The sequence below is a fragment of the Aminobacterium thunnarium genome, assembly GCF_055390565.1.
In genome coordinates this window covers 715,599-735,756 of sequence record NZ_AP042412.1, presented here as the reverse complement: position 1 = coordinate 735,756, position 20,158 = coordinate 715,599, and the positions used below count along the sequence as shown (strand labels likewise).

Annotated in this window: 15 protein-coding genes and 1 tRNA gene; 2 read left to right on the top strand and 14 right to left on the bottom strand. The window is 41.4% G+C overall.

The window, feature by feature from the left end; translation table 11 throughout:
- Positions 1-6: 6 nt before the first annotated feature.
- The 10 genes from ACZ5GY_RS03600 to ACZ5GY_RS03555 form a co-directional block, all read right to left on the bottom strand.
- On the bottom strand, positions 7-2,106 hold the full coding sequence (locus ACZ5GY_RS03600) for an HD family phosphohydrolase (protein WP_464112002.1): 2,100 nt from the start codon (positions 2,104-2,106) through the stop codon (positions 7-9).
- Positions 2,087-3,085, bottom strand: coding sequence for a PhoH family protein (locus ACZ5GY_RS03595; RefSeq protein ID WP_213690689.1), 999 nt, complete (start codon positions 3,083-3,085; stop codon positions 2,087-2,089). Before ACZ5GY_RS03595 ends, ACZ5GY_RS03600 begins: the two co-directional genes overlap by 20 nt.
- Positions 3,086-3,109: 24 nt before the next feature.
- Positions 3,110-4,591 carry a pyruvate carboxylase subunit B gene (locus ACZ5GY_RS03590; protein ID WP_464112001.1) on the bottom strand — a complete coding sequence of 494 codons (1,482 nt, stop codon included), beginning with the start codon at positions 4,589-4,591 and terminating at the stop codon, positions 3,110-3,112.
- A 12-nt stretch (positions 4,592-4,603) separates the two neighbouring features.
- A complete protein-coding gene (gene mazG, locus ACZ5GY_RS03585; RefSeq protein ID WP_213690688.1) occupies positions 4,604-5,449 on the bottom strand; it encodes a nucleoside triphosphate pyrophosphohydrolase in 846 nt (281 codons plus the stop codon).
- The gene (locus ACZ5GY_RS03580) at positions 5,446-8,574 is read right to left on the bottom strand and encodes a DEAD/DEAH box helicase (protein WP_213699419.1); all 3,129 of its coding nucleotides are present in this window, start codon (positions 8,572-8,574) and stop codon (positions 5,446-5,448) included. Before ACZ5GY_RS03580 ends, mazG begins: the two co-directional genes overlap by 4 nt.
- Positions 8,575-8,642: 68 nt before the next feature.
- Positions 8,643-9,236 (bottom strand): aminoacyl-tRNA hydrolase, encoded by a 594-nt coding sequence (pth, locus tag ACZ5GY_RS03575; RefSeq protein ID WP_213690686.1) that lies wholly within the window; start codon positions 9,234-9,236, stop codon positions 8,643-8,645.
- Between the two features lie 6 nt (positions 9,237-9,242).
- Entirely contained in the window at positions 9,243-9,905 is a 663-nt protein-coding gene (locus ACZ5GY_RS03570; RefSeq protein WP_213690685.1) for a 50S ribosomal protein L25, read from the bottom strand.
- Positions 9,906-9,954: 49 nt separating this feature from the next.
- Positions 9,955-10,923, bottom strand: a complete 969-nt coding sequence (locus tag ACZ5GY_RS03565; RefSeq protein WP_213690702.1) for a ribose-phosphate diphosphokinase — start codon at positions 10,921-10,923, stop codon at positions 9,955-9,957.
- Positions 10,923-12,359, bottom strand: a complete 1,437-nt coding sequence (gene glmU / locus ACZ5GY_RS03560; RefSeq protein ID WP_464112000.1) for a bifunctional UDP-N-acetylglucosamine diphosphorylase/glucosamine-1-phosphate N-acetyltransferase GlmU — start codon at positions 12,357-12,359, stop codon at positions 10,923-10,925. Before glmU ends, ACZ5GY_RS03565 begins: the two co-directional genes overlap by 1 nt.
- Before the next feature lie 46 nt (positions 12,360-12,405).
- Positions 12,406-12,480: transfer RNA gene (locus tag ACZ5GY_RS03555), tRNA-Gln, on the bottom strand.
- 162 nt (positions 12,481-12,642) lie between these two features.
- Here ACZ5GY_RS03555 and ACZ5GY_RS03550 point away from each other — a divergent pair.
- A complete protein-coding gene (locus ACZ5GY_RS03550) occupies positions 12,643-12,903 on the top strand; it encodes a hypothetical protein (RefSeq protein ID WP_213690683.1) in 261 nt (86 codons plus the stop codon).
- On the opposite strand, the gene ade is transcribed toward ACZ5GY_RS03550, so the two are convergent.
- Entirely contained in the window at positions 12,871-14,607 is a 1,737-nt protein-coding gene (gene ade, locus ACZ5GY_RS03545; protein ID WP_464111999.1) for an adenine deaminase, read from the bottom strand. The two genes, ACZ5GY_RS03550 and ade, sit on opposite strands and share 33 nt — an antisense overlap.
- Positions 14,608-14,681: 74 nt before the next feature.
- Between ade and ACZ5GY_RS03540 the strand changes: the two genes are divergently transcribed.
- Entirely contained in the window at positions 14,682-15,743 is a 1,062-nt protein-coding gene (locus ACZ5GY_RS03540) for a hypothetical protein (RefSeq protein WP_213690681.1), read from the top strand.
- A 52-nt stretch (positions 15,744-15,795) separates the two neighbouring features.
- Here ACZ5GY_RS03540 and glmS read toward each other — a convergent pair whose 3' ends face one another.
- The 3 genes from glmS to glmM form a co-directional block, all read right to left on the bottom strand.
- Positions 15,796-17,628, bottom strand: a complete 1,833-nt coding sequence (gene glmS, locus ACZ5GY_RS03535) for a glutamine--fructose-6-phosphate transaminase (isomerizing) (protein ID WP_213695645.1) — start codon at positions 17,626-17,628, stop codon at positions 15,796-15,798.
- Positions 17,629-17,857: 229 nt separating this feature from the next.
- Positions 17,858-18,739, bottom strand: coding sequence for a UTP--glucose-1-phosphate uridylyltransferase GalU (galU, locus tag ACZ5GY_RS03530; RefSeq protein WP_213690679.1), 882 nt, complete (start codon positions 18,737-18,739; stop codon positions 17,858-17,860).
- A 36-nt stretch (positions 18,740-18,775) separates the two neighbouring features.
- The gene (glmM, locus tag ACZ5GY_RS03525) at positions 18,776-20,152 is read right to left on the bottom strand and encodes a phosphoglucosamine mutase (protein ID WP_213690678.1); all 1,377 of its coding nucleotides are present in this window, start codon (positions 20,150-20,152) and stop codon (positions 18,776-18,778) included.
- Positions 20,153-20,158: the final 6 nt, after the last annotated feature.

Below are 20,158 nucleotides of genomic sequence, written 5' to 3'. Positions count from 1 at the left end.
CTCCTGTTAATTTTCATTTTTTAGATTCTCCTGAGTCAGCTCAGAAGTGGTATCCTTTTTATCCTCTTCTTCTGAGGATTGAATTTCTTTTACTTTACGACCATGATAAACTGATTGCAATGCATAAATCAAGGCTTCCTTAATCTCCGATAAATCTTTTAAAGTAAAATCTACGTTATCAAGCTGGCCTTCCGCAACCTTGGAATCAATAACTCCTGATATCACTTTTTCCAAGTCTTGTATTCCAGATATATTTTTTCTATCTGCGCGAACAGCAGCTTCAACTGAATCCGCTAGCATTAATAGTGCCGTCTCTCTGCATGAGGGACGAGGGCCTGGATAACAAAACTGCTCTCGTGGTAATTTTTCACCTTGCGAATTTGATTTACGGTAAAAATAAGAAAGACACGTTGTACCATGGTGTTCAGCTATAAATTGACGTAATTTCGCGGGCAAATGATATTCATTGGCTATTTCAAGACCTTCCCTTACGTGTGCAATAATAACTAGCGCAGAAAGGGATGGGGTCAGCTCGTCATGAATATTTTCCCCTTCCATCTGGTTTTCCACAAAGAAATGAGGTCGACGTAATTTCCCTATATCATGGTAATAAGCACCAGCCCTTATAAGATACGCATTCATACCCAACCTATCAGCCGCAGTTTCTGCTAAAGTCCCAACCATAAGCGAGTGATGATATGTTCCAGGGGCCTCTATTTGAAGTTTTTTGAGTAAAGGCTGAGTGGGATACGAAAGCTCCATAAGACGCAAAGGAGACATGATATCAAAGAAATTTTCCCATATAGGAAGAAAGGCAATAACCACCGTTCCCCACAAGGCTTCTGCCAAGCATGAGATCAAAAAGACCTGCCACGTTAATTCCAATGAAATCGCCCATCGTGCAAATATTCCCGCAAAAACAGGAAGAAGGCCTGCAATAAAAAGTTGCCTCCATAAGTGACTTCTCGAATGCACATCTCTAAAGAAGAAGCGTCCTGTCATAGCTGCAGTAAGCCCCATAAAACTGACAAGCACAATTTCAGAGGTAGAAAAAGCTGACATGAGTATTGACGCAATAATAGAGGCACCAAAGATAACCTGAAATCCTAAAGAAAAGGGCAGTACAAGATAGGCCCATCCCGTAAGGGTAACGATAGCAACTCCTCGCGCCCCTAAAAGGCCTGAAATATACTCAGCAAACCAATAAGCACCAACAACACACGCTATATAGATTTCATTGAGGTCATAGTTTTGCCCTCCTGAAGCAAAAGCAGGCAAGCGAATCCAAAAAGGCCAACACAGTATAAGAAGAAAAGAAAGAGTAAAAATTTTCCATGGGAAATGCTGTTGTAAATATCCTTGCGAAAGAAGGATGCGAGCAAGCTGGGGAGTAATAATTTCTCCCTTCTCAACAATAACATCGCCTACTTTTAGATATTGTTCGATAGGCTTCAAACTAGAAGCAAGGTCACTTCGTAGATTCTGCGTTAATTCCTCGTCTACTTTTACGGCAGGTCGAAGCACATCTTCTAGAAGTTGATATATTAAATTATTTAAGTCCATAGGCAAATCGAGGGATTCAATTTCCAACCAAAGAGCTTCAGGCGTCGGATTGCTAAAAGTATCCGCATTGTTTTCTTTTAAAAGGATGTTAAACCCTATTTTCGCAACCGCGTTTAATGCCGTCTCCTTTTTTGTTTTGGGCAACTGATTTAGAAGGGTTATAAGATCTTTGGAAATCATAGCCCCTTCAAGATCACCGGCCTCCAACATTTTAAATTGCGTTGTCATTGAATTAAGCGCGTCAGAATCACGAACAAGAACACCGGATATGGTGTTCTGAACACGATCACGCAACAATTTCGTTTTATCTTCATCAACATATTTCATGGGAGAAATGGTAAGATAAGAACGAGGGGCAGGATGTCCTTCTACAAAACCATATCTTCCTTCATCAAAAAACCATCTAACAGAAAGAAGCATTACAGCAAAAAGGACAAGCAAAATAACAGAATAGAGACGTACAGTTCCTTCTCCTTCCATTAACCGTGATTTCAAACGCTTCAATTTTTTAAGAAATTTAAAACTACTTATTCCGTTGCTCATACTCTTCATATGCTCTGACAACACGCTGAACTATCTCATGACGCACTACATCATGATTAGTAAGTTCTAAAAAGGCTATTCCTTCAACACCTTCTAATATATCTCTCACCTGAATCAATCCTGACTTTTTTCCCGAAGGAAGATCTATCTGAGTAATATCTCCAGTAATAACAGCTTTAGAGCCAAAACCAAGGCGTGTTAAAAACATCTTCATTTGTTCGGGTGTCGTATTTTGTGCTTCGTCGAGAATGATAAAACTATCATTAAGAGTTCGCCCCCGCATATAAGCCAAAGGAGCTATCTCTATAACACTTTTATCAATATAACGTAAAAAACGTTCCGGCGAAAAAAGATCGTAAAAAGCATCATAAAGAGGACGAACATAAGGCGCAACCTTTTCTCTTAAATCTCCTGGCAAATAACCGAGACTTTCTCCTGCTTCTACAGCTGGCCTAACTAAAACGATACGACTTATCGTTCCCGCTTTCAACATGGCAACTGCCTGACAAACAGCAAGATAGGTTTTCCCCGTTCCAGCCGGTCCGATAGAAAAAACTATATCATGGGTACGCATTGCCTCAATATATGCTTTTTGCCCGCCGGTTTTTGGACGAACAGGTTTTCCTCTCGCCGTTGTGCATATAATATCATTATAGAGGGGGGCAAGATTTGCCTTCCCCTCTATTGCGATCATATCCATACCATATCTCACATCAGCTGCGAGAATCTGATGACCATGTTTTGCTACTTTAAAAAGCTCTTCAAGGTACCCATATACGGTCTCTATAACATCTTTATCTGGGCCTTGAATAGTTATTTGTTCTCCTCGTACAACAAGGCGTACAGGAAAGCGTTCTTCAATAGCTTGAAAATTCTCGTCATTATTTCCTGCAAGACGGGCCATTACGTCTTGGTCAGAAATAGTTAGCATTTTAGAAAAAGAATTTTCTTCCGTTGCTCTTAAATGATTCTCACTCATATATTTGTAATACCTCGTATTTCTTTAGACTGGGTATCCAGCTCCATCAACCAACGTTTCAAGACCTATGTCTCTTTTCGTTTTTTTTGCGTATTTTTTCATGAGAAAATCCTTGGCCACTGCCGGGAATAAGACATAAGAAAGGGCATCTTCCGGTTGTAGAGCCCAAGGTTCCACAGCTTTTTTAGCCGCTTCCATTTCAGGAGCTATTTTCTCTCCTGGACGGCAGGTAATGGGCTCTTCATCCCCTACAGCCTTTTTCTTAATGTCTGAATCCACTTCTGCTGGCGGTTTACCATAGAACCCAAGGAAGTAATTACGAACTTCTTTAGGAATAATCTTCCATCGCTCACCAACCAGAACATTTAGAGTAGCCTGTGTTCCTACTATCTGACTTGTCGGAGTAACAAGGGGAGGATATCCCATCTCTTTTCTCACGCGAGGAACTTCCTGCAAAACTTCTTCTAACCTGTTCAATGCATTCTGTTCCCGCAACTGATTGACAAGATTAGAATACATTCCGCCTGGGATCTGATATATAAGTACATTAATATCTACGCCTGCCAATTTTACAAAGATGTCCTTATATTTTTCACGAACTTCTTTAAAGTGGGTGGCAATAGGTACAAGTTTTTCTAATTTAAGGCCAGTGTCATACTCTCCGCCGGCAAGTGCCGCAACAAGAGACTCTGTAGGAGGCTGACTCGTTCCCATCGAAAATGGAGATATAGCACAATCTACAACATCCGCTCCCGCTTCAATAGCAGCAAGATAAGACATGGAAGCCATTCCACTCGTATAGTGTGAGTGAACCTGCACAGGAAGACCTGCTTTTTTCTTAATAGCTTTCACCAATTTAGCCGCATCTACAGGGCTTAAAAGGCCTGCCATATCTTTGATACAAATGGAATCAGCACCCATTCCCTTCATCTTAGCAGCAAGATCTGCAAAGGCAGAAAGCGTGTGGACAGGCGAGAGAGTATAAGAAATTGTAAGCTGCAAATGAGCACCCTCTTTTTTCACCTGATCAGCGGCAACTTCCATGTTACGCAAATCGTTGAGAGCATCAAAAATACGTATAATATCAAGGCCATTACCAACGGCTCTTTTCACAAATTCTCTTACGGTATCGTCAGCATAGTGCCTATACCCTACAACGTTCTGGCCTCGAAGAAGCATTTGAAGTTTCGTCTTTTTAAACATTTTACGAAGTACGCGCAATCTTTCCCAAGGGTCTTCGTCGAGAAACCGCATACAAGAATCAAAGGTCGCCCCACCCCAAACTTCTAGGGAATGGTAGCCAATTTCATCCATCATTTCTGCAACAGGAAGCATATCCTCAATACGCATCCTCGTCGCCATGAGAGATTGGTGAGCATCTCGCAAAGCAGTCTCAGTAATGCCAACTTTTGCCACGTTCAAATTCTCAATTTTGGCAATCCTGGACGTTTTTTCCTTCTTATCACTTTTGACAGCGTTCTTATTATTTCCTTCTTTCATGATCATTCACAGCCTCCATTACTGTAATGATGAGTCGCAAGTTTTTTTCGACTGTCCAAAGGAAGACTCAGATCGTTTTGCTTCATTCCAAAAACAATCAAGGTCTTTTAGTTGATAATCTTCCCACTCTCTTCCCTCTTGATGAACCATTTTTTCTACCTGGCGAAACCTCTCTTCGAATTTTTTATTGGCTCTTTGAAGCGCAATATCAGGATTGACTCCCAAATGTCGAGAAAGGTTTACTACAGCAAAAAATAAATCCCCTAACTCTTCTTCCACTCTCTCTTGTTCCTCTTGGTTCACAGCTGCCTCTACTTCGCTTAGCTCTTCTTTTATTTTATCTGTAACTGGCTTTATATCTCCTTTTTCCCAATCAAAACCTACATGAGAAACTTTTGCCTGAATACGATATGCCTTCAGAAGTGGGGGCAAACTTTCTGGGATGCCAGCGAGAACAGACTTATCTTCTCGCTTCTTTAAGGATTTTTCTTTAACCTTAATCTTTTCCCAATTAGCAAGAACATCAGCACTCCCATTTACTTCCACTTCACCAAAAACATGCGGATGCCTTCGTATGAGCTTATCACAAATTTCGGATATTACATCTTTTATATCAAAAAAACCCTGTTCTCTCGCCAATTGTGCTACAAAAACAATTTGAAGCAAAACGTCTCCCGCTTCTTCCTTCATTTCGTCTATATCTTGCTGAGAAATAGCATCTACAAGTTCGTATGCTTCTTCAATTATGTGACTTCTAAGAGTTTCGAAAGTCTGCTCTCTATCCCACGGACATCCTTCTGGAGCTCGAAGTCGGGCCATTATAGATACAAGCCGTTCAAGGTCGGCATTTACTGTTGTACTCATTTTTTACCCTCCATATCCAGCTTTGTCGATAAAAGCGATTGAATAGCGTTAGCCGCATTACTCATACCTTTATAGCCGCCTGGACCTACTATACGATCAATCGTTTTTATCCATCCCTTTATATTTTTCAGTTTAGAATATAAATCCTCTTTTTTAAACATAATCACAGTTTGATCTAATCCAGAAACTATAGACGTTATTCCAACAAACGATCCACAATTTCGCACAATTGCTGTATTAATAAGATAGGCAAGTGCATCTGGTAATGGGCCAAACCTATCGCGAATTTCCTTCCGCAACTCTTCTAATTCCTGCCAGGTACTATTTTTCAACAATCGTCTATACAATGTAATACGAATATTTTCCTGAGGAATATAACTAGACGGAATCGCTCCTGTAAGTTCACTATCAACTGGAGTCTCAAGGAAAAGTTCGCCTCTTACTCTAGCAATTTCTTCTTCAAGCATTTTGTAATATAAATGGTAGCCCATATGTTCTCCTTGTCCATGCTGAGTCACACCGACAAGATCTCCACTACCTCTTATTTTCAAATCCTGGAGGGCCAAATTATAGCCTGAGCCAATGTCGGAAAAAGCCGAAATCGCTTCAAAACGCTCGGCGGTTTCTTTTTGAAGAGGAACATTTTCCGGATAAAGGAAAAAAGCGTATGCTCCCTCTTCTCGGCGTCCTACTCTGCCTCGAAGTTGATACATTTGTGCCAAACCTAATTCTTGCGCATTATCCACTATCAAAGTATTGGCTCGTGGAATATCAAGTCCACTTTCAACTATTGTCGTACAGACTAAAATATCCAAGTTTCCATTGTAAAAATCCAACATCGTTATTTCAAGATCGCGCTCAGCCAATTGACCGTGTGCGATTCCAATTTTTGCATCGGGAAACATATGTTTTAGTTCTACAAATATATTTTTCAAACGGTTAATTCGATTAGAGACAAAAAACACCTGACCGCCTCTATTTAATTCTCGTAAAACAGCTCTCTCCATAACATCTTTCCGTCTTGGACCCACCATAGTCAATACAGGAAGTCTATTATAAGGCGGGGTCGAGATAACAGAGAAGCTTCTCAAACCACGTAACGACAAAGAGAGGGTTCTTGGGATAGGTGTAGCTGAAAGAGTTAAAACGTCAATTCCTTCTCTTGTCTCTTTTAGCTTTTCTTTATGCATAACTCCAAATCGATGTTCTTCATCAACAATGAGAAGGCCTAGATCAGCAAATTCTATATCTTTTTGAAGAAGCCGCTGTGTTCCGATAAGTATATCTACACGTCCATTTTTCGTATCTTCCAAAATCTTTTTCTGCTTCGAAGAAGATATAAAACGGGATAAAACCTCAATTCGCAAGGGGAAACCAGCCATACGACTTCGAAATGTATGGTAGTGTTGTTGAGCTAATATAGTTGTTGGAACAAGCACAACCACTTGTTTACCAGCTTCAGCTGCTTTAAAAGCAGCACGCATGGCTACTTCTGTTTTACCAAAACCCACATCCCCAACTAACAACCTATCCATAGGATACGGACTTTCCATATCCTCACAAATGTCTTTTTCAGCTTGCAACTGATCAGAAGTCTCAACATATGTGAAAGCCTCCACAAAATGCCTATACATTTCTGTGTTTGGTGGGAAGGCGTATCCTTTTAGCAACTCTCTTCGAGCATAGAGGCGAATAAGAGTCTTAACCTCTTCCTGAATTCGCTCTTTCGTTCTTTCCAGGCTCTTTTTCCATCGCGTTCCGCGTAAGGAATCGAGAACAGCATCTGCCGTTGCTTCTTCGTGCAAAGGAGAAATTTTATGAACCTGCACAAATGGAACAAGTAGTCTTTGCTTATTTGCAAATTCAAGAACAAGAGAATCAAGCTTCTCTTCCCCTGAAATTATCTCCTCAACACCTCTATAAACAGCAACTCCATAATCTTCGTGGATAACTAATTGGTTCTCTATTAATCTCTCTTTCCAATCAAGTGGGAGGGCTCGCCAGGGTTTAGCGCTTCTTGATACTGTAACACCCGCTATCTCATAATCTGATATCCATACCTCTTTACGAGATACATCTATAAAACCTTTAGAGAGAGCTCCTTTATGAAAGATGACATGCGATTGTATTTCTTTATCATTTTGTAGCGATGTCCCAGAAGAAACAAGATGGATAGAATATGACTCTTTACGCCAATATGTACATGTCCACTTAAACTTTTCTATATCCCCTCTAAAGTGAGGACATTCTTGTATATCAAACGACTCTTCAGAACGAGCAATAGTCGTACTAATTCTAACTTTAGATTTTGCAGATAAAGTAGAAATGACAAAATCAGGCCATGATGGCAAAGATGGGATATCCCCTTCATGTCGAAGATCTTCCCACAACCATCGATATGATTCAGCTTTATTTTCTATGAGAGAAGGCTCGAAAAGAATAACTTTGCACGAGGAGGGGAGGATATCTTCCAACACCTTTTTTCTAGCTGTCTTTATACTATGAATTTCAATCTCTTCAAGTTCAGAAACGCTTGTTTGACTCTGAGGGTGGAAAGAGCGAATACTCTCTATTTCCTCATCGAAAAACTCAACCCGGATGGGCAAAGCATATGCCGGATCATAAATATCAACGATAAATCCCCTCACGACATACTGTCCTGGACTCCAGACAAGATCAACTCGCTCATATCCAGCATTTTCCAACCATGAAAGAAGGCGGCTACGAATATAATTCGAATTTCGTTTCAAATGGAATAGTCCGTCTCCTATAAGGAAAGGAGAGAGCAAGCCACCAGGAGTTGTGGCCAGTATTCCGCCCTTTTTCTCCCACGAAGATAAAACCTCTCCCCGTTGAAGATAGAGAGGTTTATTGCGTATCCCCTCTACTGTCAATGGCAATTCATATAAAAGTTCTGCACTTTCGCCTTGCCAAAGGTTTTCGTAATCTGAGATAAAATCTTCAGCCTGTCTTTGATCAGGCAGCACAACAAGAAGAGGTGGCGTATTACGACCAACAACCCATGCACGAGAAGCTCCATCTATAGGAAGATGGATATGTCCACCCTTTTTCCAAAGATATTCTTTAATATTCCAAAGTAATCCTTCTGGTTCTTTTTTCTCCATATTTGATAATTTTATAAGTATCAATCCTTGTTATCATAATAAAAATGGCGAGACATCGGTCTCGCCATTTAATTATCATCTTTCCCTGTCCGTTCCTTCTTAGCATTAATCAGGCTCATAGCTGATTGAATTTCTTCTTTAAGCCACAGCTCTACTGCATTTACAGCCTCATCCAAAACGTCAGGAAGTAAAGATCGCTCTTCTGACGGGAAGGTTCCGATTACCCAGGATATCATGTCTCTCCCCATGGGAACAGCACCGACTCCTACCCTAAGACGCGGAACGTTCAATGTTTGAAGAGCTCCTAAAATCGATGCAAGGCCATTATGTCCACCCGCAGAACCTTTTGTTCTCAATCGCAATTTTCCAAAAGGAAGCGCAACATCATCACTTACCACGAGTACATCTTCAGGCTCAATTTTGTAAAATCTACAAACCTGCCCAACAGATTTACCACTAAGATTCATGTAGGTAAGAGGTTTCAAGAAAATACATTTTTCGCCACAGATGAACTCAGGGCCCCATACCATACCATCAAATTTCAAAGAAGGAGCACCTAGCGAATGAGAATCAATAAAACGATCGAGAATCATCCAGCCTACGTTATGACGAGTTAAAGCGTATTCAACGCCAGGATTACCAAGACCTACAATAAGTCGCAAGAGAAACTACTCCTCTTCTTCCTCCTTGGCCTTTCCTTTCGCCACGACCTCTACTTCTCCAGCTGCGGTTTCCTCTTCTTCTTCCTCAGTCTCAGTTTCAATCTGAGGTAATGCGACAGAAACTACCATCTCTTCCGGATCAATAACAATCTCAGCACTCTCAGGAAGTGAAAGGTCTTTGACTAAGAAACTATCGCCAACTTTCAAGCCAGAAACATTAAGAACCACAGAATCTGGAATCTCTATTGGCAATACGTCCATTTCAATTTCATACAATGTCTGTTCAAGAACAGCTCCCTGTTTAAGAGCAGCGCAAGCCTCTTTACCTTCAAGCAAGACAGGAACATTAACAGCAACCTTACGTCCCTTAACAAGCTGGATAAAATCAATGTGCATTACATCTTGGGTAATAATATTCTTCTGCACTTCTCTCATGAGGCACATTTCTTCCTTACCGTCGGGAAGGGTTGCAAGAATACGAATAGTCTCCCAGTGACCGGAACGAATCAATGGTGCCACTTCTGAAACCTTCACTTTTGCAGTAATAGAATCCTTATATTCGGGACCATAAAATACTGCTGGGACATAGCCGGTGGGTCTCAGCTTCTTGACGGCTTCTTTCCCCTTCTCACTTCTCTCTTCAAGAGCTATCTTTACGAACTCAGCCATCTACAAACATCCTCCTTTTAGAAAAACAAATGCTACCGAAAGCACATTATTAACTGAATAAACTGCTAACGGATCTGTCACTGTGCACTCGAGCTATTGCTTCCGCAAATAACGGAGCAATAGATAGCTGTGTAATTTTATCCAACTTTTTGTTTTCAGGCAATGGAATTGTGTCAGCTAAAATAACACTATCTATATCAGCTTTTTCCAGCCTCTCAATAGCTGGCCCGGAAAGAACTCCATGAGTTGCACAAGCATAAACTTTCTGAGCTCCACGCTCTTTTAAAGCAGCAGCTGCATTACAGATAGTTCCTGCAGTATCTATGATATCGTCAATGAGTATGGCTACTTTACCTTCTACATCTCCTATAATTTCCATTACTTCGCAAAGATTAGCCACGTCATGGGAACGACGTTTATCTACTATAGCAAGATCAGCATTTAAAGTTACAGCAAAACGACGTGCGCGAACAACTCCACCTACATCAGGAGCGACTACGACCACTTCGTCTCTTTTTATCTCACTGGGGAAGTTTTCCTTGAAATAATTCGCCAAAAGAGGAACCCCTGTCAAATGATCAACGGGAATATCGAAAAAGCCCTGAATCTGTCCTGCATGTAAATCTGCAGTTATCAGACGAGAAGCTCCACTATGTTCCATAAGATTTGCTACAAGTTTGGCAGATATTGGATCTCTTGCCTTTGTCTTTCGATCTTGCCGAGCATATCCAAAATACGGAGTTACGACATTGATTCGATAGGCAGATGCACGCTTTAAAGCATCAAGCATAATAAAAAGCTGCATAAGATGCTCATTAACGGGATTACATGTAGGTTGCACCACATAAACATCTGCTCCGCGTACACTTTCTTCAATAGAAAGCCCTAGCTCTCCATCGGAAAAGCGAAAATGTTTAGCACGGGATAATTCCACACCCAGTTCCGCGCAAATTCTTTTGGCGAATTCCGGATGGGCTGTTCCCGAAAAAATCTTCAGTTCCCTGGAACTGGAACCCATCACTCCTTACCCCCTTCTTGATTGCTGCCTTTGCGGCGCAAAACCCAGCCCTCTATATTTTTCTGTCTGGCTCGAGCAATGGCAAGGGCCCCTTCAGGAACGTCATCGGTTATAACAGATCCTGCTGCTGTAAAGGAGTCATCACCAAGAGACACTGGCGCAACAAGCATGGTATCGCTTCCTACAAAGCACCTATCACCAATGTGTGTTGGATTTTTCGCAACACCATCGTAATTACAAGTTATTGTTCCTGCACCTATGTTCACATGGTTGCCAATGGTTGCATCTCCTATATAAGACAGATGCGGAACCTTGCTTCCTGAACCAATTGAGCTTTTTTTAATTTCCACAAATTTACCAACAAAGGCTCCCTCTCCTATATGAGCATTATCTCTTATAAAGGAGAATGGACCAATTGTAGCATGGTCTTCTATTTCACTTGCAATTATAGAAACAAAATTAATAATATCAACACTTTTACCTATTACAGTATTGCGAACAAGAGAATGACTCCCTATGTGAGTACCGTCACCTATTTCAGTATTCCCATAAAGTTGAACGAAAGGATCAAGCCATATATCTCCCTCTAGCCTGACCCGAGGTCCGATGAAAACAGAAGAAGGATCAGCACATTTTACACCCTGGCTCATCCAATGATTTAAAATTCTTTGCTTCAAAATAGAAGTAGCTTCAGCAAGCTGAAGAGGGTTGTTAACCCCTTGAAAATCTGTACCGTTATCAAAACAAAGAGCCTCTACGCTCTTGCCCTGCTCATACATAAGCCCAACAACATCAGGCAAATAATACTCCCCCTGCACATTATCGTTAGCAAGAGAGTCAATATTTGAAAGGAGATCGGGAGTTCTGAAAATATATATGCCGCTATTCACTTCCCGTATTTTTTTCTGTTCTTCTGAGGCATCTTTTTCTTCCACGATAGAAAGTGCGTTTGAATCTCTTACTACTCGACCATACCCTGCAGGAGTCTCTGTAATAAAACTAGCGAAAGTACAAGAAGCTGGGGAATCTATATGCGCTTTGACCAAATCAATAAGAATTTCACTCTTTAGGAGAGGTGCATCACCAGGAATAACAAGAATATCTGAAAAAGAGTTCCACCATTCCTTCGATATTTGCACAGCATGCCCTGTTCCTAACTGGTCATGCTGCCATATCACCCGAACTTCAGGACTCATGGCACTTATATAAGTCTGCACAGCATCTCCGCCATGACCAATAACTACTGCTCTATTCTCCAAACCAGCCGCTAGAGCTGCCTGAAGAGGATAAAAAAGGAGGGGCTCTTCAAGAACAGGCTGAAGAACTTTTGGGAGGTTACTTTTCATTCTCGTTCCCTTACCTGCAGCGAGAATCAAAACGCCTACCGTTCGACGATCAAACACTTTCCCCATCACCTTCATTCTATCTATAATCAAACACAAAAGAGGGGGAACCTAAGGTCCCCCTTCTTGTAATATCAGATGGCTGGGGTGGCTGGATTCGAACCAGCGATCACGGATCCAAAGTCCGCCGCCTTGCCGACTTGGCTACACCCCAGTATGAATGCCGGTAAATATACTAGCAGAGGATTCCGACATGTCAAGAAGAGAGTTGATTATTTTTTAAAATCTTATTCAGGAAACCATCTCTTAAAGAGAATGTCAATAGATAAAAAAAGCTATATACTCAAGAAGAAAACTTTTTAGGGGGTTTTTATTCATGTTCGACTCTTTCAGTTTTGCATTGATTCAAGCCAAAGTTCTTCTCATTATGGTAGTAGCAATGCTTATTCTTACCATCCCCTTTGGAGCCATTGCATTCAGAACAGGGAAAAAAGGTTTCATTATTCTTACATGGGCCTTTTTTGCCGCGGGACTTCTCTGTATGGCTCTATATCTTTTACTCTACGTGGGATGGTGGATTGCATGGGCCCCCTTGCTTCCTATCTTAGTTATAGTGCTCATCTTCCACAAAAAGTGACATACAGCCCCCTCTGTTCAAGTCCACATATCCCTGATCTGTAATTTTAAGTTCTGGGATAACGCTAAGAGAAAGGAAACTCATAGCCATAAAAGGATGTGTAATTGAAGTCCCCAAAGTTTCTGCTGCTTTTTCTACATCTTCAATAGCAAGTATAACATCGGAAGCTGTTGAATCGCTCATAAGTCCCCCTACTGGCAAAGGAAGTGAAGCCAAAATCTGATCCCCTGACGCCACGACTAAACCTCCGCCTAAATTTCGAAGCTCTCTCAAGGCCGTTATTATAGATATATCGTCCATTCCAGCAGCAATAAAATTATGAGCGTCATGAGCAACTGAAGAGGCAAGTGCTCCTTTTTTAAGATCAAATCCCTTCACGAAACCGGTAAAGAAACGTCGACTATCGCTATTTTTATCGACAACAACTATTTTTGCAATATCCCTCTTCTTATCCGCAGTAACTTTTCCATTTGTGATTGTAGGATTTTCAATTAGATGTGTAGTAACAACTTGTCCCCTTCTAAAACCAATAAGCCTGATCTTTTTATTACCGGAAGGTTCTATGGAAATATCTTCCACTGTAGGGATATGGAAGACTTCGCTACTTTGAGGATAATTATGTTCACGTTTAAAGGGCGCTCCAAGTAATTCTCTGTTTTCAACCACTTTTTTCCCCTTTTTCCAAACATTGATAACATTACATGTTTCAAGAGAATCTAATAACACGAGATCGGCAATATAGCCAGGAGCAACTGCCCCTCGGTCAAAAAGTCTAAAATAACGGGCAGGAGAAAGTGTTACCATCCGAAGAGCAACAAGAGGGGAAAGACCCTTTTTTATAGAAAGACGAAGTGTTTCGTCTAAATGTCCTTTTGTCTGAAGATGATTTGCAGTTAAGTCATCGCTCACAAACATAGCGCATGAAGAGCGTGCTTCATTTTCCTTAATAAGAGGTAGTAACTCTTCTAAGTTATGTTCTGTTGCACCTTGGCGGATCATGAGCCACATTCCGCGTCTAAGTTTTTCCAACCCCTCTTCTTTCGTCGAACTTTCATGATCACTGGAGCACCCACTTAACAAATAAGCGCACAACTCCTTCCCTGTTACTCCTGGAGCATGACCACTTCGCACTACATCCCAAGATGCAAATATTTTTCCCCACATTTCTGCATCACCATGTATAACAGCAGGATAGTTCATCACTTCTCCAAGAGTAGTACACCAACCCTCTTCGTAAGTCCTTTTTATAGCCAAAGCGTCAAGTTCCTCGCGAGGAGTTTCAAAGGGTGAGGCGGGAACACACGAAGGTGCCGTCAAAAAAATGTCTAGGGGTAAATGAAGTGACTCCTCATACATAAATGAAAGTCCCTCCATGCCACATGTATTGGCTATTTCATGGGGATCAGCAATAACGGTTGTTGTTCCCCGAGGTAAAACCATTTCAGCAAAGCCTGCGGGAGTAAGCATGGTACTCTCTATATGACAATGACCTTCAATAAAACCGGGAGCAAGCACGGCATTCTTCGCGTCGACTTCCTCTTTTCCATAATATCCTGTACCAATACCAACAATATAACCATCGTAAATGGCTACATCCTTTTTCTCAAATTCAAGAGAAAAGACATTTGCTACTTTCGCATTCTTGATAACTACGTCAGCTGCTAATTCTCCCCTTGCTACTGCTAACATCTTTTTTATATTCACAATATAATCCTCCCAAAGGCCAAGAAAGACCCTTATAATAAGAACCTATAACGATCAAGAAAGAAGGGATACAGATGCAATCTTCCCATAGAATTCAAAATTTAATTATAATTCTTTTATTAGGGATTATGTTTCCTTTTACAGCACAAGCATCTTCCATATACAGCATTTATATTCCATGCGAAATTGGAGCTTCTGCCTATGCATTGCTTCCTGATGGATCTCGCTACGATCTCGGCACAATTTTATCTTTACCTCAAACAAGCCGTTGGCCTAGTTATACTGCAAGCCAATGGGGACAAGCAGGTTCAGTTTGCGCATCCGCAGTTAATGCCGTACATTTACTTTGTTCTGTAGAAAAAGGTAAAGGTCGTACTATCAGTATTTTACCAGAAAAGACTATCGCCCCAGCCGCTGGAAAAAAGACATACTTTTCTATTCAAAAAGATGCAGGAACTGGACTTTTTGGGGGATGGGCACCTCCTGTAGGCACACCTGTTTATATTATTAAAAAAGGTAGTTCACAAAGTCGCCTCTCTTCTGAGAACTTTCCAGAAGAAGGTGATGTTCTTTTTATGCCTGTAGAAGAAAAAGAACATCCCTTCCTAATAGATATCGAAAACAGACCTGGTGGCCGTGTTATAGCATGGAATTCTCGGGGAGTTAACGTTATTGCTAGAGTTATTCGACCTGTTTATGGAGTCGGGCGTTTTGGTGGCACTCTTTTTCAAACAGATAGTCGAATACGTGCCAATCACACTGGAGTTATCGATATAAGCACATCTCCAGTGGGAGAAATAGGGGGATTTCAAATACTGCCACTTTTTCATGCCGGATCTAAAGAAATGGCTTCTGCATGGACATTAACACAATGGATGATTATAGGAACTGAAAATGGTCATCGACTTATAGGCTCAACACCTCTATTCTCTGATGGTCTTGTACCAGGAGGACAACTCTCAGATCACTTATGGGATATATGGTCTACGTATGGACGAAGACCTCTCGTTTTATGCCGAATAGACGGGGGATCGTGGCAGGCTTTACCTAAACATTCAGGCAAAGATGACAAGGCTTTGTTCAATGTTACTCATATTCGTTTATATTATCCTTTCACCGCAGAACCCAATAGATAGAAAGAAAAAAGGCTTGCGAGGTTTATAAGCTTTAAACCTGCAAGCCCTTTATTTACTCTACTGTAACGCTTTTAGCTAAATTTCGCGGTTGATCGATATCGCACCCTCTGATTCGTGCAACATAGTAGGCAAAAATTTGCAATGGAAGAACCGCTAAAAACGGATAGAGTTCTGCCTCTGTTGGGGGAACATAAAAAACATCTTCCGAAACATCTTCTATATCTCTATCTCCACGAGTGGCTATAGCAAATATTGGAGATTTTCGAGCTTTTGCCTCTAAAATGTTTGAGTATAGTTTTTCATATAGACCATCTTGCGGTGCTATAACAACAACGGGGACCTCACTTTCCAGTAAAGCAATAGGACCGTGCTTCATTTCCCCAGCTGCATAAGCCTCTGCATGGACATAAGATATTTCCTTTAGTTTGAGTGCCCCTTCCAATGCAATTGGGAAAGAACGCCCTCGTCCAAGGTACAAGAAATCTCGTAAAGAGGCGTATTTCTCCGCAATGTGATGTAATGATTCCTGCCGCTCAAGAATTTCTTCCAGCTGATAAGGTAAATTTAGAAGTCCCTTGATTATTCTCTCTTCTTCACTAGATGAAAGAGTTCCCCATAATTTGGCGATATAAAGGCCTAAAAGATAAAGAACTCCCAGCTGTCCTGTAAAGGTTTTTGTCGCAGCCACACCTATTTCCGGGCCTGCTTTCAGAAGAAGAACGTGATCCACTTCTCGAGCGAGTGTTGATCCCTGCCCATTTGTAATGGCAACGCACATTGCCCCTTTTCCCCTAGCCAATCGCTCTGCAGCAAGAGTATCAGCCGTTTCTCCAGACTGAGAAACAAAAATTGATAATGTGTCCTCACCTAAAGGCATGGGCCTATAACGATACTCAGATGCAACATCAACACGAATGTCAACAGGCAAAAGTTCTTCCATTAATCGCTCTGCGACTAAGGCTGCGTAGTAAGAAGTGCCACAAGCTACAATATGAATCCTTTTAATATGAGCAAGTGTATCTTTCGTCCAAGCAAGCTCTTTAGATAGATCTACTGAATTTTCAGATATTCTGTCTTTCAGAGTATTTCGTAGCACTGCACCTTGCTCGTTAATTTCCTTCATCATGAAGTGAGAATATCCGCCTTTATCGACCATGGATATATCCCAGTCAATCGTCTGAGCTTTTTTAGTAAGGGATTGCCCCGACTCGTCCCAAAATTTAATCCCTTGAGGAGATAGGAATGCAATATCACCGTCGTTCATATAGAAAACACTTTGGGTGTAAGGGAGCAAAGCCGGAACGTCAGAGGCACAAAAAGACTCTTTTTCTCCCTGGCCTACAACAAGAGGAGATCCTTTTCTTACACAGTAAATTGAATCTGGCTGATTCTTCACAAGAATGGCAAGGGCAAAGGAACCTCGAAGCCTTTTATAAAGAGAAACAAGAGAAGGGATAATATCCTTCTTCACTCCGTATAATTGAGAAAGAAGCTTGGCCACTACTTCCGTATCTGTTTCTGTCGTAAATTCTATTCCCTGATGTAAGAGTTCGTCTCTAATTTCTCTATAATTTTCAATTATCCCATTATGAACAAGAACAATCTGTTTATCACCATCCCAATGAGGGTGAGCGTTAACCACTGTTACTCCTCCATGAGTGGCCCATCTGGTATGCCCAATACCTAAATGTCCCAGCACATTTTGAGAAGACATTAATTTTTCTAGTTGCTGGACTTTCCCAACTTCTTTAATAACACGAATATCATCGCCATCATTTACGGCTATACCTGCAGAATCGTAACCGCGGTATTCGAGGCGCTTCATTCCATCTAGCAAAACATCAGTAGCATTTCGCCATCCTACATAGCCAACAATTCCGCACACGAGAATATTACACCGCCTTTCACTAAGGCACACGAAAATCTATTGCTCTTTTTGTCTCAGAAATTGCTTTCTGGTTTTGTAGAGCAAATTCAGGGTTTGATTTTCAAAACCCCGGGGGTATCCGCCGAAAATTTCGATATTCCCCCGACCTCGTCAACTGACATTCGTCAGTTCAGGCGCTTACACTCTTTCCGCTATAAGTTTTTATAGAAGCGATATTAGCTGTTCTTCATTTATCATCCTCCCTAAAGGCACTCACAGTTTGCAGTACTATATCACGTAAAGAAGAATCTTTCAGAGCCAATTCAATATTTGCATGCAGCCAACCCTTTTGAGTTCCACAATCGAGGCGTTGCCCCTTATAAACAACTCCCCACAATGGCTCCTCTCTTAACAATTGTTTCAAAGCGTCCGTCAACTGTATCTCTCCGCCAGCACCTGGCTGAACATCTTTCAAAATAGCAAAAATTCTTGGTGAAAGAACGTAGCGCCCCATTACCGCTAAATTACTCGGTGCTGTTCCTTTTGCCGGTTTTTCAACTAAATTTTCTATTCTGAAGATACCTTCCTGAACCATATCAGCTTCAACAATCCCATAACGAGAAGTTTCTTCTTCCGGCACTTCTTCGAGAGCAATAACACTTCCTCCTAATTGCTCTTGAACAGAAATAAGTTGCGCAAGAACAGAAGGACGAGCAATCATTACATCGTCAGGTAGAATAACACCAAAATATTGGCCCTCACAAAAAGCCTCTCCACAAAGGACAGCATGACCCAGCCCTAAAGGCTCCGCTTGTCGTGTATAGGCAAAACGCGCCACTTGAGGAATTTTTTGCACAAGTTCAAGATATTCCTTTTTTCCACGTTCTGCGAGAATTTTCTCTAATTCCCATGTCCGATCAAAATAATCTTCAATGCAACGTTTTGATCGGCTTGTAACAATGACCATATCGGTACAACCTGCCGCTATGGCTTCCTCTACTCCGTAGGAGATAATCGGTCTATCCACGAGAGGAAGCATCTCTTTAGGAATATCTTTGGTTGCAGGTAGAAAACGAGTGCCTAGCCCCGCTGCAGGGAATAGGCACTTTGTTATTATCTTTTTTGACATAATTTTCGACATCCTTTCGGCATCACATACAAATAACTAACAACACTTCATCTGTATCTGACCGACCAGATCCTTTGAAATATCTTCCATCAACTTATGATCTTTTGCCTCTACAAGAACCCTCATAAGGGGTTCTGTTCCAGATGCACGAATAAGAACTCTCCCCTGGCCCATCAGTTTTCTATTCGCCTCTTGAGAGATATCGGTAATAAAAGCCGGATCAACATCTTTACCTTTACAAATTTCAACATTTCTTAAAAGCTGAGGGTAACGATCAAAACGATCAACAAGAGTATTAATATCTTCTCCTAAATCGGAACAAGCCCTCAGGAAGGTGAATCCTGTACAGATACCATCGCCTGTAGATGTAAATTCCTTAATAATAATATGTCCCGATTGCTCTCCACCCAAAGAAGCTCCACGGAATTTCATCATCTCTAAAACATAACGGTCGCCAACAGGGCATCTAAATACGTCAATATTTTCCCTTCGCAGGTGTTCCTCCAAGGCAAGATTACTCATTACTGTTGCAACAAGACCGTTTCCGAGTTTTTCTCTTTTCGTAAGCCAGCGGGCAAGAACCCAAAGAATAATATCGCCATCAAGAACGCGTCCTCGCGAATCTGTCAAAAGAACTCTATCTGCATCTCCATCATAGGCAATGCCAACTTCTGTTCCGTTACTTTTTACCTGAGAAGCGAGATGAGCCATATTCATAACTCCTACGCCTTCGTTAATATTAAGGCCGTCAGGAGCATCTCCAGATATAAACCAATGAGAATGATCTACTACTTTATTGATAGCATGAATAATAGGAACGGCTGCACCGTGAGCACAATCGAAAGATATGGAACGATCAAGTACCTTCGATTCTGAAATAAGAGTTGCTAGCCACTGCGCATAGGCCTGAACTATATCTTCTCTTTCAGTAACTTCACCAATGGATGCCCCGGTAGGACGCCAATCATCAATAAGATTATCTCCCAAGTATTCTTCTATAGATGCCTCTGCATCATCATTCAGTTTATGCCCTTCATGATTCAGAAATTTGATGCCATTATATTCTGCAGGATTATGAGAAGCGCTAATAACCACTCCACCCTGAGCCTGAATATGCTTTATCGCGAAACTGACCCCCGGCGTAGGAATAACCCCCAAAGTTAAAACTTTTGCACCGGCTGAAAGCATCCCTGCCACTAAAGCATTTTCTAACATTTTACCTGAACGACGAGTGTCTCTTCCGATAAGAATTCTTGGACGAGGGATTCCTCTTTCTGTCAGGTACAGCACATACGACCGCCCAAGACGCAACGCCATTTCAGGAGTCATAGCTCCTCGATTTGCCACATCTCTTACGCCATCAGTGCCGAAAAGACAACGTACTTTTTTTTCGCTTTCCTCCAAAACCTTCACCTTCCC

What these genes read in the sequence shown, in the direction of transcription:
- mazG (WP_213690688.1), bottom strand. Translation starts at nt 5,449, where the DNA reads ATGAGTACAACAGTAAATGCCGACCTTGAACGGCTTGTATCTATAATG.
- ACZ5GY_RS03550 (WP_213690683.1), top strand. Translation starts at nt 12,643, where the DNA reads ATGTTCGACTCTTTCAGTTTTGCATTGATTCAAGCCAAAGTTCTTCTC.
- ACZ5GY_RS03540 (WP_213690681.1), top strand. Translation starts at nt 14,682, where the DNA reads ATGCAATCTTCCCATAGAATTCAAAATTTAATTATAATTCTTTTATTA.
- ACZ5GY_RS03570 (WP_213690685.1), bottom strand. Translation starts at nt 9,905, where the DNA reads ATGGCTGAGTTCGTAAAGATAGCTCTTGAAGAGAGAAGTGAGAAGGGG.
- ACZ5GY_RS03580 (WP_213699419.1), bottom strand. Translation starts at nt 8,574, where the DNA reads ATGGAGAAAAAAGAACCAGAAGGATTACTTTGGAATATTAAAGAATAT.
- ACZ5GY_RS03595 (WP_213690689.1), bottom strand. Translation starts at nt 3,085, where the DNA reads ATGAGTGAGAATCATTTAAGAGCAACGGAAGAAAATTCTTTTTCTAAA.
- ACZ5GY_RS03590 (WP_464112001.1), bottom strand. Translation starts at nt 4,591, where the DNA reads ATGATCATGAAAGAAGGAAATAATAAGAACGCTGTCAAAAGTGATAAG.
- ACZ5GY_RS03600 (WP_464112002.1), bottom strand. Translation starts at nt 2,106, where the DNA reads ATGAGCAACGGAATAAGTAGTTTTAAATTTCTTAAAAAATTGAAGCGT.
- ACZ5GY_RS03565 (WP_213690702.1), bottom strand. Translation starts at nt 10,923, where the DNA reads ATGGGTTCCAGTTCCAGGGAACTGAAGATTTTTTCGGGAACAGCCCAT.
- galU (WP_213690679.1), bottom strand. Translation starts at nt 18,739, where the DNA reads ATGTCAAAAAAGATAATAACAAAGTGCCTATTCCCTGCAGCGGGGCTA.